Genomic DNA, 26,127 nt, shown 5'->3' on the forward strand with positions numbered 1-26,127 from the left:
CCATGGCCTCAGCACGTACGACGTCCGCCGCGGAGCCCGGGATGGTGCCCACGCTCGGCACCGGGCGCGAGCGCAAGCTCGGGCTCCGCGAGCGGAAGAAGATCCAGACCCGCCAGGCGATCCGGCACGCCGCCTACCGGCTCTTCGCCGAGCAGGGGTACGACGCGACGCCCGTCGACCAGATCGCCGAGGCTGCCGAGGTCTCCCCCAGCACCGTCTTCCGCTACTTCCCCACCAAGGAAGACATCGTCCTCACCGACGAGTACGACCCCGTCATCGAGGAGGCCCTGCGCGCCCGGCCCGTGGACGAGCACCCGGTGGAGTCGATCCGCCAGGTCCTCATCGCCTCGCTGCGCGACCTCGTCCTCCACCAGGACGACAGCATCGTGCTGCGCACCAGGCTGATCCGCGACGTCCCCGCGATCCGTGGCCGCATGGCCGAGACGCAGGCGGAGTCCAACCGCGTCATCCGCTCCGTCCTCGCCGAACGCACCGGCAAGCCCGCCGACGACCTGGAGCTGCGCGTCATCACCTCCGCGCTACTCGCCGCGCTCCACGAGACCGTCATGTACTGGGTGGACACCGGTCAGGCCGGCGACCTGGAGGCACTCCTCGACACCACGCTGGACGTCCTCGCCCGTGGCCTCACCCTCCCGCCCCGCCCGCCCACCGACGACACCCCGGCCGGCCCCCGCCCGTAGCCCCCGGCACGGACCCGGGCCCGTGACCCGGGGCGACGCGGGCTCGTAACGCGGGCGGGCGCGGGCGAGTAGCCCGGCCCGTAGTCCCGGGGCGACGCGGATTCGCCCCGGGGCGGGCACGACCCCGTAACCCGGGCCCGGGGCGGCGGCGGGCCCGCCGCACGCGGTCGCCCGCGCCGCCACCCCCCGGCTACGCGCTCACAGCTCCACCACCACCGTGCCGATGTGCCGGCCCTCGATCAGCTCCACCAGCGCGGCCGGGGCCCGGTCGAGCCCGGCGTAGCGGACGTGCGGGAAGGTGAGCTTGCCGTCGGCCATGGCCCGGCCTATCTCCCGGGTCCACGCGGGCACCGAGTCCAGGTGGTCGAGGAGCGTGATGCCGCGCAACTCGATGCCGCGCGCCAGCAGTTGCAGGGTGTCGATCTCCACCAGTGCCTGCTTGCCCTCGCCGTCCAACTGCCCGGAGAGCGCCCCGACGATGGCGAACCTGGCCCTGCGGTTGGCCACCGCGAGCGCCGCCCGCAACTGCTCGCCGCCGACGGTGTCGAAGACCACGTCGATCCCGTCGGGGGCCGCCTCCCGTAACTGCCCCTCGATCGACCCCGCGCCCCGGATCACGACGGCGTCGTACCCCAGCTCGTTCACGAGGTAGTCCGCCTTGCGCCGCGAACCGGTGCTGCCGATGACCCGGCCCGCCCCGTGCAGCCGCAGCATCTGCCCGGCCATGCAGCCGACGCCACCGGCCGCCCCGCTCACGAACGCCGTCTCGCCGGGCCGCACTTCGGCCGCCTCCACCACCGCGGCCCAGGCGGTCAGCGCCTGCGAGAGGTGGGCCGCGGGGTCCGGCAGCGCGGTCAGGTCGAGCGGCTTGGCCACGTCGGCGTCCACCGCCGCGTACTCCCGCCACGAGTCGTGGTGCTGCACCAGCGTGCCCGGCTCGATCCGGCCGCCGGCCGCCGCGCCCGGCGCGGCGATGACCTCACCGATCACCGGCCCCCACAGCGGCCGGTTGACCTCGTAGGCCGGCATGGGCAGGTTCGCGTCGGACATCAACGTCCGCATGACGGCGACGACGGTCATGTAGCGGTTGCGGACGAGCAGTTGGCCCGGGCCGGGGCTCGGCAGCGGCGCCTCGACGACGGTGAAGTGCTCCTCGGTCAACGCGCCCGTCGGGCGCTCGGCGAGGTGGATCTCGCGGTGCGTGGCGGGAAGATCGCCGTACGGACCCGCTGCGGTGTCAGTGGCCATGGTGCTCCTCGGCATAGCGGCGACGCGCCGAGCACCCGGGCGTCCGGGCCATCCGCGCGCCCCCGCGAACGACGCGCGAGCGAGCCACGTCGCTCGCGCGGAGAACAAGTGCCCCCATCCTGGGGGTACTTGATGTCCGCCCGCCAACTCACCGACACCCCGTCGGTTCGGTTGACGCGGCCCGCCCGCGCTAGCCGTCCGCCCGCGCTAGCCGTCCACCGCCGGGCCGCGCAGCGCCGCCGCGAGCAGGTCCGGGTCGGTCGTCGGCGCGTCGCAGGTGAAGTTCCGGCACACGTACGCCGCCGGCCGGCCGTCCACGAGCGGGCGGTGCGCCAGCAGCGGCACCTCGTCCCCGTCCGGTTCGCCGACCGCCACCACCGCGCCGGGCGCCGTCCCCAGCAGCGCGGCCCGGTGCAGTCGCCGCGTCGCCGCGTCGTCGGGGTCGCCCACGACGGCCACCTCGCGCGGCCCGTCCAGGAGCGCTTCCCCGGCCGCCAGCCCCCAGCCGACGAAGCGGGGCGCGCGGCCGGCCAGGGCCGTCACCACGCCCAGGGCGCGTTCGGCGGCCTCCCGGTGCCGGCCGCTGCCGGTGGCGGCGGCGTACCCGACGAGCGCGCCGGCCGCCGCCGTCCAACCGGAGGGCACGGCGTTGTCAGTCGGGTCCTGCGGGCGCCTGATCAGCGTCTCGGCGTCGTCGGCCGTGTCGAAGAGCGTCCCGTCCTCGGCGGTGAAGTGCCGCAGCACGGTGTCGAGGAGCAGGCCCGCGAACTCCACCCACACCCCCTCGCCGGTCACCCCCGACAGCGTGAGGAAGCCCTCCGCGACGTCCGCGTAGTCCTCAAGCACGCCCGCGCTCTCGCCGGGGGTCCCGTCGCGCGAGGTGCGCATCAGCCGCCCGTGGTAGTCCAGATGGACGCGGACCAGCAGGTCGGCCGTTTCGACTGCCGCCGCCGTCAGGTCGGGCCGCTCGAAGTACGCCCCGGTCTCGGCGAGCGCCGCGATGGCCAGCCCGTTCCACGCGGCGATCACCTTGTCGTCCCGCTCGGGCCTCGGTCGCTCCTCGCGGGCGGCGAGCAGCCGCCGACGTACGGAGTCCACGGCCTCCGCGTCCGCCAGCGGCTGCCCGTCCGGCAGCCGCAGCACGGACGCGCCCTCCTCGAACGTCCCCTCCTCGGTCACCCCGAAGTACCCGGCGGCCAACTCGGCGTCGGCCTCTCCCAGCACCCGCCGCAACTGGCCCGGGGTCCACACGTAGAAGACCCCCTCCGCGTGCCGACCGCTCCCCGCGCCTCCGGCCCCGGTCTCCCCCGCGCCGCCTTCCGCGTCGCCTTCCGTGGCGCCGGCGGCCGGGTCGTCCTCGAACACGGGGCTGTCGGCGTCGAGCGCCGACGCGAAACCGCCCTGCTCGGTACGGAGTTCCCGGACCAGGAAGTCCGCGGTCTCCAGGGCGACGCGACGGGCCAGGTCCGAGCCGGTCGCCCGCCACAGATGGGCGTACACGCGGCACAGCAGCGCGTTGTCGTACAGCATCTTCTCGAAGTGCGGAACGACCCATTCCGCATCCACGGAATACCGCGCGAACCCGCCGCCGAGCTGGTCGTAGATCCCCCCGCGCGCCATCGCCTCACAGGTGGCCTGCACCATTTGCAGCGCGGCCTCGGAACCCGTACGGGCGTGGTGCCTGAGCAGGAACTCCAACACCATGGACGGCGGAAACTTGGGCGCGCCGCCGAAGCCGCCGCGCACCGCGTCGAACTCCCGGGTCAGCCCGATGAGCGCGGCGTGTAGTTCGGCGTTCCCGGGCGGCCGGGGCGCGTCATACGACAGCGAACGCCCGGCCAACTCCCGCACGATCCGCCCGGCGACCTCCCCGACCTCCCCCCGCCGATCCACCCACGCGCTGACCACCCCTTCGAGCACCTGCCGAAACCCGGGCATGCCGTGCCGCGGCTCGGGCGGAAAATAAGTGCCGAAGTAGAACGGCTCGGCCTCCGGCGTGAGAAACACCGTCATCGGCCACCCACCATGCCCGGTGGCGGCCTGCACCGCCTCCATGTACACGGCGTCGATATCGGGCCGCTCCTCCCGGTCCACCTTGACCGAGACGAAGTGCTCGTTGAGATAGGCGGCGACCGATTCGTCGGCGAAGGACTCGTGCGCCATGACGTGACACCAGTGACACGCGGAGTACCCGACCGACAGCAACACGGGCACGTCCCGCCGCCGCGCCTCCTCGAACGCCTCCGGCTGCCAGGGCCACCAGTGGACGGGGTTGTCAGCGTGCTGCCGGAGGTAGGGCGATTGCGAGTCGGCCAGGCGGTTCATACGGGGCATCGTCGCACGCCCCGGTTCATGTCACACGGGAGCGCGTCTGACCAGCCCTTCGAGCCCACCGTTGGGCCCAGTGGGGGCAGTGGAGGCAGTGGGCCGAGCCGAACAGCTCAGAAGTCGTCGAGCACCTCGAAGGGGGTGCGCCATGACCGCCGAGATGGCCGTGCCTGCGTGGACGCGCACGCAGATCAGCGCGGAGCGAGCCGCCACGGGCATTCCGACCGTCTACACCTACCTTCTCGTCCCTGCCAACAGGGCCTACCGGGACGGCGAGGTGTTCACAGGGGTGGTGAAGGCTGTCGCGCCGTCTCCGTGCCTGTGGATTTGGGCACTATCTAACATCCGGCCAGGCTGAGTCGAAGCCTCTCGCGGGGCGCGCGGGCGAGGCCAACCACATCACCCTGCGGGGGGCGTCACCCGCCGTATCCTGGCAGCACACGGGAAGGAGCCCCCTGCCATGAGCATCGACTCGATCGTGCGTACCGAGTTCCCCGAAGGACACGTGGTCTTCTTCGGCATCGATGGAAAGATCATCATGACTCCGCAGAGCTATGAGCACTCCAGCACGATCAAATCAATGCAGTACGACACGGTGGTGTCCCTCGGCCGCCACGCGAAGACCCCCTCGGACGTCTATATCGACTTCCCGGCAGACGAGAACTCCGCCCCCGACCTTGCGATCCTGCGCCAGGACGCTCGTCGCGAAGGCAGGCGTTACGGCTTCGCGGACGTCCTACTGATCTCCGAGGTCGTGTCGGTCTCCTCCGCACGCAAAGACTACGACGACTGCACAGCGAAGTACGGCCGCTACGACATCCCCATCTACCTGGTCGTGGACCCCTACGCGAGCGAAGTAGTCGTCCACACCGAGCCCACCGGGAGCGGCTACGCCACTGCGGAAACCCACCCGTACGGCACCGGAAAGCTCCCCATCCCCCTGGCCGACGGCCGCACATTCGTCCTCGACCTGGACGAGCTCCCCCTGCCTGAACCAGAAACCGACCCCAGTTGACGTGCCTCCGGCGCCCCAGCCGAAGGCGGCAGGAGAACGGGGCTTCCCCGCCCGGTGCGCCCAGAGGCGGGAGCGGCGGGCCTTCTACCGCCTGCCCGGCCAGCTCAGGCGGAGCCTGCGACCCCTTCGCCCGCTTCGCGCGGCACCGCGCTGATGTGGTCCGGCCCGCCGCGTAGTGCGCCGTGCTCCTGCAGTTCCGCGATGTCCGCACTCAGCCGCTCGCGGATGTCCCGGCCGGCCCGCCGCCAACCGAAGAACTCGCACGCCTGCTTGATCAGCTCGTCTTCCGACATACCGGGCGATTCCGCCGCCAGTTCGTGCAGCGCCAGCCGGCGCTCGGCCGGTGCGATCTGCGTCACGGTTCGCAGCTTCTCCCCGGCCTCCGGGCGGCGGGCCTTGAGGGGGGCCCACTCGGCCACGTCGTAGAAGCTGCCGTCGCGGCGTACCGCGCCTGACCGGGCGAGGGCCTGCAGCACGCCAAGAACGTTGTCCCGGATTCGGCTGCCTGCCCGGGCCACGCCCCACGCCTCCCGAGCCCGCTGCACCAGCAGGTCCTCGTGGATCGGGCCCTCCGTCTCGATGGCCTGTCGCAGGGCCTTCCGCAGGGCTGGGCGGGCCTCGGTCGAGTGCAGCTCGTACATCGCGTGCATGCCGACCGCGCTGGTGCGGTACGTCGCTGCCCAGTCCCGCTCCGGTGTCGTGTCCACCGGCACCCGCTCGTACTCGACCTCCGACGCGGCCCGCGCGGCGGGGACCGGGACCTTCAGTGAGGGCTCCGGCGTTTCCGGCGCGCCGGGCTCCGGCATGGTCTCTGCCGGCCCCGCGCCCAGCGGGCCCATCGCGATGGCCTGCTCCACCGCCTCCTTCAGTCGCAGCTCCGCGCCCGCGCGGCCCCGGTACCAGTCCGTGCCCCAAATGCGGTAGAGCCGCCAACCCAGTCCGTTCAGGACCTGTTCCCGCAGCCGGTCGCGGTCGCGGGCGGCCCTGGAGGAGTGGTACATCGCGCCGTCGCACTCGATGCCCAGGGCGTACGCGCCGGGCCACTCGGGGTGGCGTACCCCGAGGTCGATGCGGTAACCCGCGACGCCGACCTGGGGTTGGACTGGGTAACCCCAGCCTCGTAGCGCCGCGAGCACGGACTCCTCGAAGGGGCTGTCGGGTTCGGCGTCCGGTTGTATGACATCGCGCGCCAGCACGACCGGTCCGTTCTCCGCGTACTCCAGATAGCGCTTCAGGTACTGGACGCTCTCGTTGGAGCTGTCCTTCAGTTGCGCGCCGTGGAAGGAGGCCACGACCTCCATGCGGTGGCGGGCGCGGGTGACCGCGACGTTGAGGCGGCGCCAACCACCCGATTTGTTGATCGGGCCGAAGTTGAGACCCAGGGTGCCGCGCTCGTCGGGGCCGTAACCGACGGACATGATCATGACGTCGCGCTCGTCGCCCTGCACCGATTCGAGGTTCTTGACGAAGAAGCCGCCCAGCCGGTCCTCGGTGAAGCAGTGGTCCAGATCCGGGCGCTGGATTCTCGCCTGCTGCACGGCCAGGTCGATCGCCGCCGCCTGCGCCTGGGAGAGGGCCACCACGCCGAGGGTGCGACCGGGGCGCGTGTCGAAGTGGTGGATGACGCGCTGAGCGACATACTCTGCCTCCCGCTGGTTGTCACGACGTGCACCCCTGTCGTACACGCCGTCCGTGCGGAAGTAGGCAACACCCACGTCGTTGCCGACCTCCAGCGCCCCGGGGAAGGTCACCATCGAGTTGTCGTAGAACTCCCTGTTGCTGAAGGTGATCAGGTCTTCGTGGCGGCTGCGGTAGTGCCAGCGCAGCGGCAACTCCCGCATGGCACCGGCCTTGCAGGCGTGCAGCAGCGACTCGAAGGAGTCCGGGGCGTCCTCCGCGTATTCGTCGGAGTCGTCCTCGACCGCGGCGTCGAAGAACGAGGTGGGCGGTAGCTGCTTGTCGTCGCCCGCGACGACGAGACTGCGGCCCCGGTAGACGCAGTTGATCGCGTCGCTGGGGCGGACCTGGGACGCCTCGTCGAAGATGACGACGTCGAAGTGGAAGTCGGCCGGGAGGAACTGGCTGACCGTGAGCGGGCTCATCATGAAGCAGGGCTTGATGGCCTGCGTCACTCCGCGGGTCCTGTTGAGCAGTTCGCGCACCGGCAAGTGGCGGGTCTTCTTCTCCGCCTCCTTCTTGATGACGGCACCGGCTCCGGCGGCGTGGTTGCGTGGGCGGCGCTTGTTGCACGCCTCGATCACCGCACGGCCCGCCGCCTCGATCAGCTTCCGGTCGGCTTCCTTGAACTCGACGACGCGTGCGTCGAGGTCCCCGGAGCGGGTGGTGCGAAGCCGGGTGTCGGTGGCGAGGACGTTATCGGCCCAGGACCGCAGGAATGCCTGTTCGACCACGTCGGGAAGGTGCCGCGGATCAAGGTCGCGCTCGGCGGCACCGGCCACGAGCGCGTCCGCGCCGTGGCGGGCCAGGGTCGAGAGCCCGTCGTGATACGCCTGCCACTCCTGCGGGCCGTGCGGGTCGCCGAGCAGGGTGTCGAGCACCTGCCGCGCCTGGTCGAAGGCGCCCAGCAGGGAGGCCGAGAGCTGGGCCTTGCGAGGCGCGTCGAACAGGTCGAGCAGAGCGGTCGCGGCGGCGGACCAGCGCTCCGCCCGGTCTTCGGCGGCCGTGCACCAGTCGCTGAGCGAGCGGCGTACGTTGTCGGCCAGCACGGCGGGCAGCGGGTCCGGGTCCGCGTCGTCGGCCAGACGGTCGGCCAGCAGGCCCTGGTCCGTCGCGCCAAGGGCCAGCCGAGCGATGCTGTCCGCCGTGGCCAGCGCCCCGTCGAGTGCTGCCAGGTCGTCCTGAGTACGCGGGCCGTACCGGCCCAGCAGGTCGGCGTGCCCGTCGGCGCGGCGCCGCACCTCGGCGCTCGCCTGCTGCCAGGCCAGGGCCTGGTGGAGGCGGCCGGATACCTCCTTGTCCCACGTTCCGGAGCGTGTGAGGGCGGCGGCTGCCTTGCGGTCTGCCTTGTGCTGGGCCGAGAAGCGGGCGAACAGACCGCTGTGCGCCGCGAAGCGGTCCACCAGCTCGGGCAGTTCCTCCGAGGTCAGGACCTGTTCGGTGAAGAGGTCATCGGCGGCGGCCCGTGCCTCCGCCTCCGCCGCCAGGGCCGTGCGCAGCTCCTCGGCCGCCGCGTGCGCCCCGCGGAGCCCGTCGACGTCGAACCATGCGCGAGGCGGGCGGTGGGTGACCTGTGTCAGGTCGGCGAGCTCGCACCGCGCGAACGCGGCCTTCGGGGTGTGGTCGTACGGGAGACCGAAGAGGTCGGCGAGCTGCGTCGGGGGCCCGGAGACGTCCTCCGGCAGGGCGGCGTCCCGCGGGGCGCCCGGCTCCGGGAGGTGCGAGCGGAGGGAGCGTACGGTCTGCTGGAGCTCGCGGACCGAGCCGGGCTCCTCCTGCGTGGCGGCGAAGGGGCGGCGTGCGGACACGCTCCGGATGGCGGCGAGCGCGTCGTCGGCTTCGGACAGCACCTGTTGCGGTGCGGAACCGATCAGCCCGCGCCAGGCGAAGGACTCCCCCTCGATAGCGGGACGCCACGCACGGCTGACCGTCCGGGCGGCCGCGATGGCCTCCTGGAGCGCTCCGGCGCTCAGCTCGCCGATCGTCCTCGAGTTCCGCGCGGCCAGCGGCAGCGCCGGCGTCTCCGCCCGCTCAAGTTGGAGCAGGCGGCCCAGGACATCGTGCAGCGTGCGCTCCAGGGGCTCCCTGCTCACGTTCATCGCCGCGGCGTAGGCGGACAGCTCCTTCCGCAGCTTGCGGGCCCGCTCCAGTTCGTGCGCCGCGGCTCCGGTGACCCGGGCCTCGGTGGTGAGGACCCGGTTCAGCTCCGTGGCGACGGCCTTCTTGCTGGTGTCGCCGCTGTGCAGCGCCATGACGAAGTCGCCGAGTCCGACACCGCGGAGCCGGTTCCGTACGACATCGAGCGCCGCCGCCTTCTCACTGACGAACAGCACGGTGCGCCCCGCGTGCATCAGGGCGGCGATCATGTTGGTGATGGTCTGGCTCTTGCCCGTGCCGGGCGGGCCGCTCATCACGAAGGACCGTCCGGCAAGAGCTGCGCCGATGCACTGGCGCTGTGAGGCGTCCGCGTCCAGCACGAGGGGGGTCTGCTCCGGCGACTGGAGCTCGTCGATGCGGTCGAGGTCCGGGGGGACGAAGCCGATGACGTCGTCCGGCAGGCCGGAGTCCGGGCCGAGGGCGATGGCCCTGACCAGCTCGCTGCCGAGAATGCGGTCCTCGTTCTGCCTGAGGTCCTGGTACATGGCCTCGCGGTGGGAGGCGAAGAGGCCGAGGACCACCCGCTCTTCGACGGACCAGCCCTTCTGCTGAGCCGCCACCGTGCGGGCCGCGGCGATGGCCCCGGCCGCGTCGGAGACGTCCGTGTCCGCGACGGGACTCCAGTCGATGCCGAGCCGTTCGAGCTTCACGGCCAGGGCCGGGTTGTGCATGGGGTCCTGATTGTCGGCCGGATGCAGGCGGTAGCGCCGGTCGCGGTCCCTGCGCAGTTCGACAGGGACGAGGAGCAGCGGGGCCGAGCTGCTCTCGTGCGCGCCCTCCTCCCGCCAGTCGAGCATGCCGACGCCCAGCCAGAGGACCCACAGGCCGTAGTCGTTGAACGTCTGGGTCGACTTCTGGCGGAGCTGGTACAGGGAGGAATCGAGCGCCCGCTGCGTGGTCTTCTGCGTCACCAGGCCAGGCTCTGTGCGTACGTCGAGGGCGGGCTCCACGCTCTCGTCCTCTGGGCCCGCGGTAACCGCGGCGAAACGCCATCCCCGCACGAGGCCCTTCAGCAGTTCCGAGGCCGAAGGGGCAGTCAGCTCAAGCGTTGCCGTCCTGGTGTGGCGGAAATTGAGAAGCCGGTTGCGACCGCCCATGTCGATCAACGAGGTGCGCCAGCCGCCGAGAACAGCCTTCAACCGGTTGAGCCCGAGGTCGTCACTTGAAGCGAACGAGACGGTCTGCTGCTGACGGGGCATACGGCCAGGTCCTCCTAGGCAGGGCACACGAAGGGAGCCTCGCGCGGTAAGCCCCCTGAGCCCATCTGCTTATCAGGCTGCACTCGCCACGCGCCCGAGATCCGCAAGAAGTTGCTCACTTGTTGTGTTCGTGTCGATTCTTACGGGCATCGCGGTGGCGCGACCCCACGGTGACGAGTTCAACCGCGACGTGCCAGTCCGTCACCTTCGGTCGGGCGGGCGCCCCTTTGACAGGACGTCGCTCGGACTTCTTCTCGATGAGCGGGCCACCGTGCACCCGGCGGATCGAGCGGTCGACATGAGTCCATCATCCCCTGAATTCGCTCCGGCTGAGAGTTATCCACAGGTCCCCGCCCAGCAGTTATCCACAGCCCTGCCGCATTCGGAAAAGGCACGGAACACTGGGCACATCCGCCGCGCCCGCCGTGGTGGGTGGCGCGCGATGTCGTACGGGGAAGATCGCCAGGAACCGGTCGTGGAACACGACACGTCATCGGTTACGGCACGAGGGAGCGCGCGAACGCTTCACAAGGGGGAACGCATGCCGAACTCACAGGCCGTTCTGCGGCCCAGCCATCGGACCGAGGCCGAACGACTGCTCGCCCGCGCGGTGGAGGAGGAGGTGCGTCGTTCGGGTGGCAGGACGGACGGCAGCGCGCTGCTCAGCCGGGCCAAGTCCGCGATGGAGGACATCGCGTCGGCCGCGGGAGAGGAGTACGCCGCCTATCTGCGCGCGCTGGACGACGCGACGGGCGATCAGATCCCGCTGGCGGCCCGGCTCTCGCGGCGGAACCTGGGCACTCCGGCCCTGGTGACGGTGGTGGCCGCGGCGACCGCCTTCGGCGCCGACCTCGGGTACGGCGCGTCGGCCGGGGCCGCCCTGAGCGTGGGGCTCTCCGTGGCGGCGGCCGGCTCCGCGGCCACCGTCGTCAAGCTGACCGCCGGGCACTGGCCCGCGTCGCACCGCCGTGCCGCGCTGCACAGCCAGCCGGGCGGGCCCGAGCAACTGCGGCTCCAGTGGCTGACGGCGCTCGAGGTGCGGGGCATCCGCCCCTTCCTCGACCAACACCGCATGACGACCGCCGTGGCGCGCGGCAACGGCCACGGCGGCGCGAACGGCACGGCCCGCCGGCAGGCCACCACGCCGCTCGCCTCGGGGGCGCGGGCCCCTCAACTGCGGGGCGCCGACCGCAGCGCGGCGGCCCGTCGGCGCAGCGTGCTGGAGCAGTCCTTCCAGCACCTGCCGAAGACCAGCGGCGTGTTCGTCGGGCGCCGGGCGCAGCTCACCCAGATCGCGCAGTGGGTCCACCAGGCCCGGGCGAGCACGGAGACCAGGCCGACCGTGGTGCTGCTGGACGGCCCGCCCGGCTCGGGCCGCACGGCGCTGGCCGTGCAGGCCGTGCACCAGTTGCGCGACCAGTTCCGCGGCGCGTGCGTGGTGGACCTGCGCGGCGGCAGCGCCACGGCCTCCGGTGCGGCGAGCGTGCCGCCGCTGGCCACCCGGGACGCCCTGCTGCACCTGCTCAACCGCCTCGGCGCGCCCCGCGATCAGCTCCTCTTCCGCGAGCGGCCCACCCACGAGCAGCACCTGAAGCGGCTGACGGAGCTGTACCAGCAGCACCTGACCGCCGTCCCGGTCACCATCGTCCTGGACGACGCGTCCGACGCCGAGCAGGTGCGCACGCTCATCCCCGAGCGCTCCGACAGCCTGGTCCTCGTCACCTCGCGGACCCCGCTCGATCTCCCGTCCGACGTGCCGGCCTGGGTGCACCGGCTCCCCGTGGGGCCGTTGGAGACGGCGGCGGCCGAGGAGTTGCTGCGGGCCGCGGCCGAGCAGGCGGCCGGCGCCGGGTCCGACAGCGGCGCCGACCCGTATGACGCGCTGGCCTCGGACCGCCTGACGGAGCTGTGCGCAGGGCTCCCGCTCGCCCTGTCCATCGCGGGCTCGGCCCTGGCCTCACGTACCCCCGACGCGCTCGTCAGCGAGCTGACCGCGGCCGAGCCGTCGGGCCCGGAGAGGTCGGGCTCCGAGCCGCCGGGCTCCGAGCCGCCGGGCCCCGAGAGGTCGGGCCCCGTGGAGCGCGTGCTGCGCCTGCGGTACGCCGACCAGGCGGACGACGCCCGCCGGCTGCTGCGCCGGCTGGCGCTGGCCGGCCGGGCGAGCCTGGGCACGGCCGCCGCGGCGGCGCTGCTCGGGGCCGACGACCGCACGGCGGGCCGGCACCTGGAGGCCCTGGGCCGGGCCGGGCTCATCCAGTACACCCGCGGCAGCCGCTACCGCCTGCACGACCAGGTGCGCGCCTTCGCCCACGCGCGGCTGCTCGCGGAGGAGGAGCCGGCCGACCGTAGCGCCGCGCAGGAGCGGTTGATCCGCAGCTACGCGGAGCTGGCCGACTCGGTGATCCGCCTGGTCGACGGCAACACCTCCACCCGCGCCGACCACGCCTTCACCACGGGGGCCGCGGCGGGGCACGGCTTCCGGTCGTTGGACGCCGCGCTGCGCTGGTTGGACGACGAGTCCAGCTCGATCACGGCCGCGCTGCGGCAGATCGACGAGGGCGTGGACCAGGCGGCGGTGCTGCACCTGTTGGGCGCGCTGTGCGACTACTGCCTGCTGCGCGGCGACCTGTACCGGCTCGGCGAGCTGAGCGAGCTGTCGAACGCGGCCAACCAGGGCCTGCTCGTGCGGTCCGTGCAGTGGCGTACGGGTGTGGCCGCGCGGCAGTTGGGCGAGTTGGACAAGGCGCGTACGACGCTGTCCTCGGTGGTCAACCTCTACTTCGAGGCGCACCACCCGGCCGGCGCCGCCCGCGCGCTGCGCGACCTGGGCATCACCCTGCAACAGCAGGGCAACCTGCCGGAGGCGGCGGCGAAGCTGCACGAGGCGCTGGAGCTCCAGGCGGGTGAGGAGTTGCGCGCGGACCGCGCGTGGACGCTGCACGCCCTCGCGGCGGTCGAGCGCGACCGGGCCCGCCTGGCCCGGGCCCACGAACTCCTGCGCGAGGCGCTTGAGCTGCACCGCGAGGGGGAGAGCGTGCACGGCCAGGCGTGGGCCCACTTCCAACTCGGCCAGGTCTTCCTGCGGATGGGCGGCGTCGCGGACGCCGAGCGCGAGCTGCGGGACGCCCTCGCCGCGTACGGGCGCACCCGCGACGCCCGGGGCGAGGCGTGGGCGCTCACCCAGCTCGCCAGGGCCCGGCTGGTCGACCACGACCCCGGGGCCGCCGTCGACCAGCTCCGTCAGGCCCTGGCCCGGCACCGGGAGAGCGAGGACGCGCGGGGCGAGGCGTGGACCCTGTACTACCTGGGCCAGGCCCTTGAGGAGCGCGGCGACCACGACGCGGCGCTGCGCGACCTGGAGCGGGCCAGGAACATGTTCAGCCGGATGCGCGACGTGTACGGCCTTGCGTGTGCCCGGCACCACTCGGCGCGGGTCACCCGCGACCTGCGCGCCGCGCAGACCGGCTCGCTGCGCAACAGCGGGTTCGCCCGCCAGCTCCTCCAGGACGCCCGCCAGGACTTCCGCCGGGTGGGTGTGCCGCACGGTGAGGCGTGGTCGTGCGTGGAGCTCGCGGTGATCGACGCCGGCAACGGCAAGGCACGGCAGGCCCTGGAGCTGACGGACGAGGCGGCGCGGCTGTTCCAGGGGTACGGGGACCGGCGCGGGGAGAGCTGGGCGAGGTTCCTGCGCTGCACGCTGCTGCCGTTCGCCTCGGCGGGCGGCTCGGTGGTCGGGGTGGCCGTCGCGCAGGAGGAGCTGGCCGGGCTGCTGAGGGAGCTGCGGGCGGCGGACTGGGCCTGCGATCCCTCGCTTGAGGACTACGCCGAGGCGTTCGCCCTGGTCCTGGAGCGGGGCGTGGAGCCGGAGAGCGGGTGGCAGGCGTGGCGGCTGGGCATGGTGCCGAGCCGGTACGCCCGAGAGGTCATGGCCGTGCTCCCGCGCCGCATACAGCCGAGCGCCGCGTAGCCGTAGCCGTAGCCAACGACGGTGGGCGCGGACGAGGCGCCGCGCGTGGGCCGCCGCCCGGGAGGCCGCGCACGGGGCGCGATGGGCGCGGGATGGGAGCCGATCACGGGTGAGCGCGCCCGGGTTACCGCCGGGGGAACGGGGTTCCCCACGGGGGCGGCGCGCTCACCGTGGGCCCGCTATCGACCCGTTGCCGCGCTTTCGCGCTGGTCAGAGCCTTGATCTTCGGCGGAAGGCGCTTCTTCGAAGTCGACCTTCTTCATGTGCTTGTTCATACTCTTCATGAGCATCCACACGGCGACGCCGATGACCGCGAAGACGATGAAGCCGAGGACGCCAGGGGTGACCTTGTTGTCATCCACTTCCTTGGCGAGCTCGAACACCGGAGACGCGTGGGTCAGGGCGAGGGTGCTAGTCGCGGTCATCATGGTGTCAATTGTTGCGGATGCCCGCGAAGAGGTCGTCCTCGGGGAGGGATGTCGCCACTAGCGACTTCGCCAGCTCGTACTCCTCCGTGGGCCAGACCTCCTTCTGGATCTCCATCGGGACCCGGAACCAGCCGCCGTCGGGGTCGATCTGGGTGCGGTGCGCGATCAGTGCCTTGTCGCGGATCTCGAAGAACTCGCCGCAGGGCACGTAGGTGGTCAGCTCGCGCTCGCGCTTCTGGAACTCCTTCCAGCGCTCCAGCCACTCCCCGTACGGCGACTCCAGGCCGCGTTCGAGGAGCGCCTCGTGCAGCGCGACGGTGCGCGGGCGGTTGAAGCCCTGGTTGTAGTAGAGCTTCAGCGGCTGCCAGGGCTCGCCGGCCTCCGGGTACCTGGAGGGGTCGCCCGCGGCGTCGAACGCCACCATGCTGATCTTGTGGGTCATGATGTGGTCCGGGTGCGGGTACCCGCCGTTCTCGTCGTAGGTGGTGATCACCTGCGGCTTGAACGAGCGGATGAGCTTCACCAGCGCGCCGGCCGCCTCGTCGACGTCCTGCACCGCGAAGCACCCCTCGGGCAGCGGCGGCAGCGGGTCGCCCTCGGGCAGCCCGGAGTCGACGAAGCCCAGCCACTCCTGCTTGACGCCCAGGATCTCGCGGGCCTCGTCCATCTCCTTGGCGCGCACCTCGTGGATGTTCGCCTCGATGTAGGGGTCGCCCTGGAGTTTCGGGTTGAGGATGGAGCCTCGCTCACCACCAGTGCAGGTGGCGACCAGCACGTCCACCCCCTCGGACACGTACTTGGCCATGGTGGCCGCACCCTTGCTCGACTCGTCGTCGGGGTGAGCGTGAACGGCCATCAGTCGTAGCTGCTCAGTCAAGACTCGATCCTCAGTCCTTGGTCAAAGAAGACGCCTCCTATAGTGACCCAAGCTGGGCTGGAATAATTCCGAGTTTTCAACCAGCGAGCTGACCAGGAGGAATGATCATGGCGACGGTGCGCGACGCCCGGCCGGACGAGCGCTACGGACGCTCCGCTGACGAGCGCGCGGATCGCAAGCTGAAGATCATCGGCGCCGTGCTCGGGGCCGGCCTGCTGGGCGTGGTGGCCTGGGCGGGGTTCAGTTACGTCGCCGAGCAGAAGGTCAGCGGACGGGTTATCGCCTTCAAGGCGGTCTCGGAGAACGCCATCGAGGTGCACCTTGAGGTGCGCAAGGACCGGGACAGCACGGGCGTGTGCACCGTGCGCTCGCAGGCCGAGGACGGCTCCGAGGTCGGCCGCAAGGACTTCACGTTCGACCAGCGGCAGAAGCAGGTGGACGAGGTGGTCACGGTGCGTACGACGAAGCGGGCGACCACGGCCACGGTGGTCGAGTGCAAGGCGTCCGACGGCTGACCGCGCGCCCGCGCGCTACGGCGGGCTCGCCGGCCGCCTCGTCCGCGGGGCACGCGGGGCACACGCGGCCCGGGCTCCGCGTCGGCGCCGTACGGCCCGTAGTCGGCCGGGGCGGGCGCCGGGTGGGTTCGCGGGGGCCGTCGGAGCCGTCGCTTCGGCCCAGCGGGGCCCAGGGATCGCCGAGGGGGCGCCGTGGGGCCGTGGAGCGGGTCCGGTAGCGGGTCGGCCGGCCACTGTCACCCCGGTCCGCCCCCGTTCTGACGTGTTTCCTACGCGTTCAGACCCTTCCCTCCTCCCCGTTTCCGCGCGGAATTGTTAGGCTCGTGGTTTCGCCCACCTTTGAAGGCGCACCCTTTGAAGGAGGGCGTTCATTTGTATTCCCCCAGCACCGACGAGGAGCACCTGTGACCCAGACCAGCGACAACGTCACCTGGCTGACCCAGGAGGCGTACAACCAGCTCAAGGCCGAGCTGGAGTACCTGTCGGGTCCCGCACGTGTCGAGATCGCGAAGAAGATCGAGGCCGCCCGTGAAGAGGGTGACCTGCGGGAGAACGGTGGCTACCACGCCGCCAAGGAAGAGCAGGGCAAGCAGGAGCTCCGCGTACGCCAGCTCACGCAGCTCCTGCAGCACGCGAAGGTCGGAGAGGCCCCCGCGGACGACGGCGTGGTGGAGCCCGGCATGGTCGTCACCATCGCGTTCGACGGCGACCCCGACGACACGCTGACCTTCCTGATGGCCTCCCGCGAGTACGCGAGCGCGGACATCGAGACGTACTCCCCGCAGTCCCCCCTCGGCAAGGGCGTGACCGGCAAGAAGGTGGGCGACGAGGCGCAGTACGAGTTGCCCAACGGTCGCACCGCGTCCGTGAAGATCCTCGCGGCCAAGCCCTACCAGGGCTGAGCCACCGCGACGGGCCCGCGCGCCGGTAGTACCCGACCGGGCCCCGGGGACCACACGAGCGCCGCGGGCCCAACGTGTTCGAGCCGCCGCCCGCGGCAGCCCCGACGACGAAACCCCCGACGCACGGCGTCGGGGGTTCGGTCGTTCACGGCCCGGTCGCGACGCCCGGACACGGGCGGGGTCAGGTGGCGGCCGAGCGGTACTTGCGGACCGCCAGGGTGCGGAAGAGCGCGATGATCACGACCGACCACAGGACCGAGGCGAGCACCGGGTGCTCCATCGGCCAGGCATCCGAGGGCAGCCCGTCCGGGTTGCCGAACAGTTGGCGGCAGGCGAGCACGGTGGCGCTGAACGGGTTCCAGTCCGCCACGTGCTGCAGGAACGTCGGCATGTTCCCGGTGGGCACGAACGCGTTCGAGATGAACGTCAGCGGAAAGAACCAGATCAGGCCGCCGGAGGTGGCCGCCTCCGGGGTCCGCACGGACAGTCCGATCAGGGCGCCGATCCACGAGAAGGCGTACCCCAACAGCAGCAGCAGCGCGATCGCGCCGACGGCCTTCGGGATGCCCTCGTGCGCCCGCCAGCCGATGATCAGCGCGACGATGACCAGCACCACCACGGTGAGCGTGGTCTGTACGAGGTCGGCGAGGGTGCGGCCGGTCAGAACCGCGCCGCGCGACATCGGCAGCGAGCGGAACCGGTCCACGAGCCCCTTGTGCATGTCCTCCGCGATGCCGGCGCCCGCGCCCGCCGTGGCGAACGTCACCGTCTGCGCGAAGATGCCCGCCATCAGGTACTCGCGGTAGTCGGCGGCGTCGTTGCCGGGCTCTCCGGGGACCGGGATGGCGCCGCCGAAGACGTACGCGAACAGCACCACGAACATGATCGGCTGGATGAGGCCGAAGAGGACGATCTCGGGAATCCGGGTCATCCGGATCAGGTTGCGCTTGGCGATGACCAGGGAGTCGCGCGCCGCCTGGACGAGGCCGCCGTGGGCTGGTGGGGGCACTGCCCGGCGGGCCGTGCTGGTGCTCGTGGTGCTCACTTCGCGACCTCCCCGTCGCTCGTGGTCGTGCCCGGGCCGCCGGCCGGTTCGGGGTCGCCGTCCGACTCCGCCTCCCGCTCGGCCGCGTGCCCGGTGAGGGAGATGAACACGTCGTCCAGGGTGGGGCGGCGCAGGCCGATGTCGTCTATCTCGATGCCGCGGGCGTCCAGCTCGCGGATCACCTCGGCCAGCAGCTTGGCGCCGCCGGTCACCGGGACGGTGACCTTGCGGGTGTGGCTCTCGACGCTGGTGCCGCCCTTGCCGAAGCCGCGCAGCACCTCGGTGGCCGTGCCGAGGTGGTCCCGGTCGTGCACGACGACCTCGACCCGTTCGCCGCCGGTCTGCGCCTTGAGCTGGTCGGAGGTGCCGCGCGCGATGACCCGGCCGTGGTCGACGACGCAGATGTCGTGCGCGAGTTGGTCGGCCTCCTCCAGGTACTGCGTGGTCAGCAGCAACGTGGTGCCGCCGGCCACCAGTTCCTGCATGATCCCCCACAGCGCCTGCCGGTTGCGCGGGTCGAGGCCGGTGGTCGGCTCGTCCATGAACATCACGGGCGGGCTGACGACCAGGGCCGCCGCGAGGTCGAGCCGCCGCCGCATGCCGCCCGAGTACGTCTTGGCGGTGCGGTCGCCGGCCTCGGTGAGGTTGAAGCGCTCCAACAGCTCGGCCGCCCGCGCCTTCGCGTCGCGCGAGCTCAACTGGTAGAGCTGGCCGACCATCTGCAGGTTCTCACGACCCGTCAGGTACTCGTCGACCGCGGCGAACTGGCCGGAGAGGCCGATGACGTGCCGTACGTCGTTGGGGTGCTTGAGCACGTCGATGCCCGCGACGACGGCCCTGCCGCTGTCCGGCCGCAGCAGGGTGGTGAGCACGCGGACGGCGGTGGTCTTCCCCGCGCCGTTCGGGCCGAGCAGGCCGAGCACGGTTCCTTCGGGGACGTCGAGGTCGACGCCGTCCAGAGCCCTTACCTTGCCGAAGGTCTTGACCAGACCTTCGGCGTAGATGGCGCCTGGCATGAGGTTCTCCCAGGGTGGCTGGTTCTTTGATCGGTGACTGCGATGGGACGTGGGGGCGGGGGCGGGGGGCGCGATGGGCGACAGCCGCACCTCGGACCGTCCGGTCCACGGGGCCGGACCATGGCACTCGCCCGCCCGCTGCCCGAGGAGGGTCGAGTGCTCACCGTTATAGTGAGACACGTTATATCGCGTCAAGACTTGCGACAGTATCGCGTCCGAAGGTCCACGGTACGTCCGCCGCCCCGCCCCCGCACGCCAGAGCGCGCCGGCGGGCCCCACCGCCCCTCGGACGGACCCCCGCCCCCGCTCCACGCCGGCGACGCCCCCGACCCGCCACGGCACCTCGACGGCCACGCCGGTCGAGTGCCCATCCCACGCCACACCTCACACCCCACCCACCCCCTACGCCCCCCGGAGACCCACCGCACCCCCGGCCACCCGCCGCCCGGGCCCACCGGTCACGCGGGCCCACCGGTCGCGCGGGCCCACCGGTCGCGCGGAACGCCTGGTCGTACGAAACCACCCGCCGTACGAAATTGCCGGCCGTACGGGAGATCCCGACCGTACGAAACGTCCGCGCGCGGCGGACGGCGGTGCGCGGCGGGCGGCGGTGCGCGGCGGGCGGCGGTGCGCCGTGGCCGGGCGTACCGGTTACGGCGTGATCGTGTAGCCCGCGGCGCGCAGCGCGGTGGCGACCTCGGCGCAGTGGCCCGGGCCCTTCGTCTCCAGGTGCAACTCCACCTCCACCTCGGTGAGTCCGAGCCGCGGGTTGGTGCGGGCGTGGCTCACGTCCAGCACGTTGGCGTCCGCCTCTGACAACACGCGCAGGAGCGAGGCGAGGGCGCCCGGGTGGTCGGTGAGCCGCAGCCGCAGCGAGAGGTAGCGGCCGGCGGCGGCCATGCCGTGGCGCAGGATCCGCTGCATGAGCAGCGGGTCCACGTTGCCGCCGGACAGGACCGCGACCACCGGCCCGTCGAAGGCCCCCGGATCGGCGAGCAGGGCGGCGACGGAACTCGCGCCCGCCGGCTCCACCACGAGCTTCGCCCGCTCCAGGCACAGCAGCAGGGCGCTGGAGAGCTCGTCCTCGGTCACCGTACGGATCTCGTCGACGAGTTCGCTGACGATACGCAGCGTCAGGTCGCCGGGGCGGCCGACCTTGATGCCGTCGGCCATGGTGGTGGGCGCGTCCAGCGCGACCGGGTGCCCGGCCGCGAGCGAGGGCGGGAACGCGGCGGAGCCCGCCGCCTGGACGCCCACCACCCGCACGTCGGGCCGCAGCGCCTTCACCGCGACGGCGATGCCCGCCGCGAGCCCGCCGCCCCCCATGCCCACGACGATGGTGCGCACCTCGGGGCACTGTTCCAGGATCTCCAGGCCCACCGTGCCCTGGCCGGCGATGATGTCGGGGTGGTCGAAGGGGTGGATGAACACCGCGCCGCTCTCGCGGGCGTACTCCTGGGCCGCGCGCAGCGTCTCGTCCACCACGTCGCCGCACATCCGCACCTCGGCGCCGTAGTCCCGGGTCGCCGCGACCTTGGGCAGGGGCGCGCCCTCCGGCATGAACACGGTCGAGCGCACGCCGAGCAGCGACGCCGCGAGCGCGACGCCCTGCGCGTGGTTGCCGGCGCTGGCCGCGACCACGCCGGCGGACCGCTCGGCCGCCGAGAGGCCGGCGATGCGCACGTATCCGCCGCGCACCTTGAAGGAGCCGGTGCGTTGGAGGTTCTCGCACTTCAGGTGCGCCGGTGCGGCAAGGAGGTCGGTCAGGAACCGGCTGCCCTCCAGCGCGGTGACCCGGGCGACGCCGGACAGCGTCTGTTGCGCGGCGCGCACGGCCTCCAGCGTCACCGCGCCGGCAGCCTCCCGCGCGCCGTCGTCGCCGTCCCCCGGGTCCACGGGGTCAGCCCCGTCGTCAACGCGTGCAGCCATGGTGCCCAGTGTCGCAGCGTCGGCCCGATCCCGCCGGCGCCGGCCCGCCCCACCCGGCGTGGTGGGCCCGCTTCGCACTGCTTGACGCAGGGCAGGTACGGCGGGCGCCGGGGCCGCGTACTCTGTCCCCCATCCTTCAGACCACCGCACGAAGTGAGCCCCAGGCCATGCCCACCCATTCGGACATGACGACTGCGACTACGGCCCGGGGGACGACCCCCGGGCCGGCGCCGGAGGAGACCGGCGTCCTCGACTCTCTCCAACACCAGGTGGCGGTCTTCGCCCGACGCGCGGAGCAGACCCGTCTCGGCGGCGTCGGACAGGCCCGCAACTCGATGGACCGCGCCGCCTACCTCCTACTCAACCGGCTTGACCAGGAAGGAGAGATGGGCGTCAAGAAGCTCGCGCTGAGCATGGGCATCGACTCGTCCACCGTGACCCGGCAAGTCGCGCCCCTCGTGGACACCGGCATGGTCAAGCGCACCTCGCACCCCGAGGACGGCCGCGCCGTCGTCCTGCAACTCTCCCCGCGCGGCAAGGCCCGCCTGGAGGAGGTGCGCTCGTCCCGCCGCGAACTGATGGCCATCGCCACCGAGGACTGGACGGCGGACGAACGCGACCAGTTCTGCACGTTGTTGACCCGTTTCAATGCCGCGCTCTCGGTGATCCACGGCGCACCGCAGTTGGCAACACCCTCCTGACCGGCGCTTATCCCGGCCCGTACCGGGGCTTGGAACGACCGACGCTCTGACCTCGCGTCCGCGGCTTGCGGCCCGCCTCACCCCGAGGGCCGTACGGCGTGCGTCGGCACCCCCACCGGAGGGGCCGCCATCCGGCCTCCTCCGCTCCGCGCCCCGTCTCCGCGCCGACCAGGGCCGCTCCCGCGCCAGCGTCACCACGGCTCCCGCCCTGGCCCGCGCGCCCACGCCGCGCTCCCCCACCGCGCCTACGCGCCTGCCCGCACTCCTGGCCGTACCGCGCGCCCGCCTGCCCGTCACGCCGTGCGCCGCCTGCCCGTTCGGGCACCGCGACCGGCGCGGCGCCGTCCGCCGACCGCGCGTCGCCGGCGCGGTCGGACGCCACCGCCGGGCGGCTCGGCGCGGCGGCCCGCGACGCGCGGCACGCGGCGGGGCGCTCGGCGGCGCGGTCCGCGGTCAGCGGTCCTGGTCCGGCGCCGCGTGGGGCTCGGCGGGCCGCCGTGCGGGGCGTGCGATGCGCCTGAGTGTGGCGGCCGTGGGGCTGTCGGCGCGCGCTTCGTACGCTGCACCTATGCCTTTGGCATATGCCATGGTGTCATTCCACGCACGGCCGTTGGCCGGCATCTCACGATGTGAGCAATCCGCGACGAGACGTCGCCCACACCGCCGCCCCGCCACCACCGCACAGCGGCTCGCGCCGGCCGGTCGCGGCGGATGGCGCGGGCTCGCGCCGACGCCGCCGTACGCCCCGCCGCCCCCGGGCGCGCTCCGAGGCCGTCCTCACGAGCCGGCCGCCGGACCCTTGACCGGGCGGGCCCGCTGGCGTGTCCTGAAGGGGTCGTGTTCTCGCGAACACGGGAGGCACGGTGGGGAGACGGCGAGCAGCGAGGGACGAACGCCGGGCCCGGGAGTTCGCGGCGTTCGTCGCGGGCGCGGGCGGCCGACTGCTGCATGTCGCGACCCTGCTCACGGCCGAGCCCCCGCAGCGGTGCGTCGCTGCCGAGCGGCTGCTCACGGCCGCGTTGGCGGGCACGTACGCGCGCTGGGACCAGTTGCGCGGCGAGGACCCGTACGAGCGCACCCGGCAGGAACTCGCCGCCCGCTTCGCGCACTCGGCCTGGCGGCACCGCCGTCCGGGTCCGCCCGGACACGGCCCGCTGGCGGCGCTGACGCCGCGGGAACGGTTGGTGCTGGTGTTGCGCCTGCATGAGGGGGTGGCCGAGGAGGTGACCGCGGCCACGCTGGGTCTATCGCCCGACCGGGTGCGCGCCGTGTGCGCCCGGGCCGTCGCGGTCCTGCGCGACCCGGACCACGACCGGGACCGTGACCCGGACCGCGACCGCCCCCGCGACCAGCGCGCCGGCGCGGCCCCCGGCAGCCGCGCGGCCGAGGGGCGGGGGCCGTGAGCGGCTGGGACCGCAGGGAGGACGAGGTGCGGCAGATGCTGGAGGCGCGGCCACGGCCGGCGCTTCCGTGGGACCTGGCCGACCGGGCCGCCGCCCGAGGTCGGCGGGCGCTGCGCCGGCGCCGGGCCGTCCACCTGGCGACCTGGGTCGTGCTGCTGGCGGCCCTGTTCGCCGTCACGGTGTGGGCGGCCCTCACCGAGCCCTGGACCCCACCGCCCCGCTCGACGACGCCGCCCCTCGGGGGCTGGTAGCCCCTGCTTGGCCGGGGGGTGCGTCCCGGCCGGGGCCGTACGGCGCGGCGCCGGGCCCAGGTCAGCCCGGCGCGGCCAGGACCGGCCCGGCCCGGCGGCCGGGCCCGGCGCCGCGCGTGGCCGGTTAGCCCAGCGCCTGGTTCAGGTCCGCGATCAGGTCGTCGGCGGACTCGATGCCGACCGAGAGGCGGATCAGGTCGGCCGGCACCTCAAGGGCGGAGCCGGCCGCCGACGCGTGCGTCATCCGACCCGGGTGCTCGATCAGCGACTCGACGCCGCCGAGCGACTCGCCCAGCGTGAACAGCTCCGCCCGGTTGCAGATGTCGATGGCCGCCTGCTCGCCGCCCGCCGCGCGGAAGGAGACCATGCCGCCGAAGCTACGCATCTGCTTGGCGGCGATCTCGTGGCCCGGGTGCTCGGGCAGACCCGGGTAGTAGACCTGGGCGACCTTCGGGTGCGAGGTGAGGAGTTCGGCGATCCGCTCCGCGTTCGCGCTGTGCCGGTCCATGCGCACGGCCAGCGTCTTGGTGCCCCGCATGACCAGCCAGGCGTCGAACGGGCCGGCGACGGCGCCCATGGCGTTCTGGTGGTAGGCCAGCTCCTCGCCCAGCGCGGCGTCGGCGGTGATGAGCGCGCCGCCCACGACGTCGGAGTGGCCGCCCATGTACTTGGTGGTCGAGTGCACGACGATGTCGGCGCCGAGGGCCAGCGGCTGCTGGAGGTACGGGCTGGCGAAGGTGTTGTCCACGACCAGCCGCACGCCGGCGGTGCGGGCGATGTCCGCGATGACGGCGATGTCGGTGATGCCGAGCAGCGGGTTGGTGGGGGTCTCGACCCAGATCAGCTTGGTGTTCGGGCGGATCTCGGCGCGTACCGCCTCCGGGTCGGAGGTGTCGGCGACCGACCACTGCACGCCCCAGCGCTCGATGACCTTGGAGATCAGCCGGAACGTGCCGCCGTACGCGTCGTTCGGGATGACGATGTGGTCGCCGGGCACGAGCAGGGCGCGCAGGAGCGTGTCCTCGGCCGCGAGCCCGGAGGCGAAGGCGAGGCCCCGGCTGCCGCCCTCCAGCGCGGCCAGGTTCTCCTCCAGCGCGGTGCGGGTCGGGTTGGCGGATCGGCTGTACTCGTAGCCACCGCGCAGCCCGCCCACCCCGTCCTGCTTGTAGGTGGAGACCTGGTAGATGGGCGGGACGACGGCGCCGGTGGCCGGGTCCGCGGCCTGCCCCGCGTGGATGGCGAGCGTCTCGAAGCTCTGGGAAGCGTGCGGCTGAGGGTGCTGGTCAGTCATGGGCCGAGGGTAATGCTCACCGCCGGGCCCGCGCCGCCCCTCCTCGTGAACGGCGCGCTTAGGCTGTAGGGCGAAGGCCGTTACGCGGGCCAACGCCGGCCACGGGCCGACGCCGGTGCCCGCGCTCCGGCGCCGCGCCCGGCGCGCGGCCCCGCGGGCGCGGCGCGGGCGGCGCGGGGAACGGTGGGGCGGCGGGGCAGCGGACTGACGGGCCGTGCCGGTTTCGGCGCGGCTCCCACGACAGCACACGGGACAGCATCATGGAGTTTCTCTTCATCCTCATGGGCCTGCTCATGATCGGCATGGTCATCGTGCCGATGCTGCGCCGGCGGCGCGGCGGCAAGGAGGCGATGTCGGGCGCGCGGCGGTTCTCCGACCCCGGTGAGTACGGCTTCCTGCCCGTGGAGCGGCTCGACGTGCGGCTGCCGGGGCCCGACGAGGAGCTGGTCGCGACGCTGGCCGAGGTGACCAGCTCCCAGGACTGGCGGCCCGTCTCGCGGCTGCTCGCGCACACCGACGCCTCGTCCGAGCTGCGCTGGCAGCGGGTGCAGACGCTGGCGGGCGCGGCCGTGCACGAGCTGGCGATCAACCCGGGGCAGGGCGGCGTGTGGCTGCGCACCTGGCGGGTCGAGGCGCCGAAGGACCCGGGCGGTGCCGCGGTGCACGCGGAGTTCCTGGTCCGCCAGGCGTTGCGGGACTCCGGCTCCGAGGACTTCACGATGATCCTGGAGGAGGCCCGTACGGTCTGCGGCGAGGCCGCCCTGCTGGCCCCCGGCGACCCGGTCCCCTACCTCGTCGAGCTGGGCATCGCCCGTGGCCTCGGCTACCGGCAGGCCGACTTCGAGGAGCTGTGGGCCAAGATCCGCGACCGCGCCCCGGCGCACATGGGCGCGCACCTGGCCGCCCTGCACTACTGGTGCGAGAAGTGGCACGGCTCCAAGGAGCTGGCCGACGCCTTCGCGCAGCAGGCGGCGGCCGGGGCCCCGGACAAGAGCCTGCTGCCGGCGCTGCCCCTGTTCGCGGTCTTCGAGCACCTCCCGGAGGCCAACCTGGTGCAGGGCCTGTACCGCGGCGTGGTCGTCACGCGTGCCATCGAGGGCGCCCAGTACGCGCTGCTGCACGCGCCGGCGGACCACCCGGTGGCCCCGCACGTGCGGCACCTGCTCATCTGGTTCCTGGTCCGCGCGGAGCGGTACGCGGAGGCCATCGTCCAGCTCCGGCTGGTGGACGGCCACGTCGGCGCCGTCCCGTGGTCGTACGGCCCGGACCCGGCGGAGCTGTACGCGAGCTACCGCGCGACGGCCGTCGCGGGCTGGGAGGGCGCGGGCGGCACGCCGGCGACGCTGCCGCGGTAGCCGACCACCGCCCGATGCGCCGCGCTCCCGGCCACCGGCCGCGCCGGAGCGAGCGGTGGCGCCCCGCGACCGACCCGTCGCGGGCTGGAATGGACGCGGGCCGCGAGACGTTGTACGAGCGG

18 protein-coding genes and 1 pseudogene are annotated in these 26,127 nt (G+C 72.9%); 10 read left to right on the forward strand and 9 right to left on the reverse strand.

From position 1 onward, the window contains the following. Nucleotides 1-2 precede the first annotated feature (2 nt). On the forward strand, nt 3-701 hold the full coding sequence (locus H7H31_RS11730; RefSeq protein WP_187117901.1) for a TetR/AcrR family transcriptional regulator: 699 nt from the start codon (nt 3-5) through the stop codon (nt 699-701). Nucleotides 702-899: 198 nt separating this feature from the next. Here the strand turns inward: H7H31_RS11730 and H7H31_RS11735 are convergent, their stop codons facing one another. Next, the gene (locus tag H7H31_RS11735; RefSeq protein WP_187062945.1) at nt 900-1,949 is read right to left on the reverse strand and encodes an MDR family NADP-dependent oxidoreductase; all 1,050 of its coding nucleotides are present in this window, start codon (nt 1,947-1,949) and stop codon (nt 900-902) included. Between the two features lie 207 nt (nt 1,950-2,156). After that, nucleotides 2,157-4,274: a thioredoxin domain-containing protein gene (locus tag H7H31_RS11740; RefSeq protein ID WP_372455971.1), complete on the reverse strand. Its 2,118-nt coding sequence runs from the start codon at nt 4,272-4,274 to the stop codon at nt 2,157-2,159. Between the two features lie 202 nt (nt 4,275-4,476). Between H7H31_RS11740 and H7H31_RS11745 the strand changes: the two are divergent. After that, nucleotides 4,477-4,619: pseudogene (locus H7H31_RS11745) on the forward strand (Uma2 family endonuclease); the annotation flags it as partial. Between the two features lie 118 nt (nt 4,620-4,737). Then, a complete protein-coding gene (locus tag H7H31_RS11750; protein ID WP_187062947.1) occupies nt 4,738-5,292 on the forward strand; it encodes a Uma2 family endonuclease in 555 nt (184 codons plus the stop codon). Nucleotides 5,293-5,396: 104 nt separating this feature from the next. On the opposite strand, the gene H7H31_RS11755 is transcribed toward H7H31_RS11750, so the two are convergent. Beyond that, nucleotides 5,397-10,325 (reverse strand): DUF3320 domain-containing protein, encoded by a 4,929-nt coding sequence (locus tag H7H31_RS11755; protein WP_187062948.1) that lies wholly within the window; start codon nt 10,323-10,325, stop codon nt 5,397-5,399. A 541-nt stretch (nt 10,326-10,866) separates the two neighbouring features. Between H7H31_RS11755 and H7H31_RS11760 the strand changes: the two genes are divergently transcribed. Beyond that, entirely contained in the window at nt 10,867-14,292 is a 3,426-nt protein-coding gene (locus H7H31_RS11760; protein WP_187062949.1) for a tetratricopeptide repeat protein, read from the forward strand. A gap of 179 nt (nt 14,293-14,471) precedes the next feature. On the opposite strand, the gene H7H31_RS11765 is transcribed toward H7H31_RS11760, so the two are convergent. Together H7H31_RS11765 and mca are read right to left on the reverse strand one after the other, a co-directional pair. Next, nucleotides 14,472-14,720, reverse strand: a complete 249-nt coding sequence (locus H7H31_RS11765) for a hypothetical protein (RefSeq protein WP_187062950.1) — start codon at nt 14,718-14,720, stop codon at nt 14,472-14,474. Nucleotides 14,721-14,724: 4 nt separating this feature from the next. Then, the gene (mca, locus tag H7H31_RS11770) at nt 14,725-15,597 is read right to left on the reverse strand and encodes a mycothiol conjugate amidase Mca (protein ID WP_187062951.1); all 873 of its coding nucleotides are present in this window, start codon (nt 15,595-15,597) and stop codon (nt 14,725-14,727) included. 107 nt (nt 15,598-15,704) lie between these two features. Here mca and H7H31_RS11775 point away from each other — a divergent pair, with 107 nt between their 5' ends. After that, nucleotides 15,705-16,112, forward strand: coding sequence for a DUF4307 domain-containing protein (locus H7H31_RS11775; protein ID WP_187062952.1), 408 nt, complete (start codon nt 15,705-15,707; stop codon nt 16,110-16,112). Between the two features lie 404 nt (nt 16,113-16,516). Then, nucleotides 16,517-17,014, forward strand: coding sequence for a transcription elongation factor GreA (gene greA / locus H7H31_RS11780; RefSeq protein WP_187062953.1), 498 nt, complete (start codon nt 16,517-16,519; stop codon nt 17,012-17,014). Nucleotides 17,015-17,195: 181 nt separating this feature from the next. Here the strand turns inward: greA and H7H31_RS11785 are convergent, their stop codons facing one another. From H7H31_RS11785 to ilvA, 3 genes are all read right to left on the reverse strand, one after another. Beyond that, entirely contained in the window at nt 17,196-18,023 is an 828-nt protein-coding gene (locus tag H7H31_RS11785) for an ABC transporter permease (protein ID WP_372455972.1), read from the reverse strand. Nucleotides 18,024-18,055: 32 nt separating this feature from the next. After that, nucleotides 18,056-19,075, reverse strand: a complete 1,020-nt coding sequence (locus H7H31_RS11790) for an ATP-binding cassette domain-containing protein (protein ID WP_187062955.1) — start codon at nt 19,073-19,075, stop codon at nt 18,056-18,058. Between the two features lie 651 nt (nt 19,076-19,726). Then, a complete protein-coding gene (gene ilvA, locus H7H31_RS11795; protein WP_187061652.1) occupies nt 19,727-21,004 on the reverse strand; it encodes a threonine ammonia-lyase in 1,278 nt (425 codons plus the stop codon). A 167-nt stretch (nt 21,005-21,171) separates the two neighbouring features. Between ilvA and H7H31_RS11800 the strand changes: the two genes are divergently transcribed. The 3 genes from H7H31_RS11800 to H7H31_RS11810 all read left to right on the forward strand — a co-directional run bounded on the left by H7H31_RS11800 (nt 21,172) and on the right by H7H31_RS11810 (nt 23,359). Continuing rightward, nucleotides 21,172-21,705: a MarR family winged helix-turn-helix transcriptional regulator gene (locus H7H31_RS11800; RefSeq protein WP_176163731.1), complete on the forward strand. Its 534-nt coding sequence runs from the start codon at nt 21,172-21,174 to the stop codon at nt 21,703-21,705. An 863-nt stretch (nt 21,706-22,568) separates the two neighbouring features. After that, nucleotides 22,569-23,108: a sigma factor-like helix-turn-helix DNA-binding protein gene (locus H7H31_RS11805; protein WP_187061653.1), complete on the forward strand. Its 540-nt coding sequence runs from the start codon at nt 22,569-22,571 to the stop codon at nt 23,106-23,108. Further along, nucleotides 23,105-23,359 carry a hypothetical protein gene (locus tag H7H31_RS11810; RefSeq protein WP_187061654.1) on the forward strand — a complete coding sequence of 85 codons (255 nt, stop codon included), beginning with the start codon at nt 23,105-23,107 and terminating at the stop codon, nt 23,357-23,359. The genes H7H31_RS11805 and H7H31_RS11810 overlap by 4 nt, the downstream gene beginning before the upstream one ends. Before the next feature lie 124 nt (nt 23,360-23,483). Here H7H31_RS11810 and H7H31_RS11815 read toward each other — a convergent pair whose 3' ends face one another. Then, complete coding sequence (locus tag H7H31_RS11815) at nt 23,484-24,650, reverse strand: cystathionine gamma-synthase (protein ID WP_187061655.1); 1,167 nt, start codon at nt 24,648-24,650, stop codon at nt 23,484-23,486. Nucleotides 24,651-24,910: 260 nt separating this feature from the next. Between H7H31_RS11815 and H7H31_RS11820 the strand changes: the two genes are divergently transcribed. After that, nucleotides 24,911-26,005, forward strand: coding sequence for a hypothetical protein (locus tag H7H31_RS11820; protein WP_187061656.1), 1,095 nt, complete (start codon nt 24,911-24,913; stop codon nt 26,003-26,005). Nucleotides 26,006-26,127 lie beyond the last annotated feature (122 nt).

The sequence above is a fragment of the Streptomyces buecherae genome (assembly GCF_014295035.1).
Lineage (GTDB): Bacteria > Actinomycetota > Actinomycetes > Streptomycetales > Streptomycetaceae > Streptomyces > Streptomyces youssoufiensis.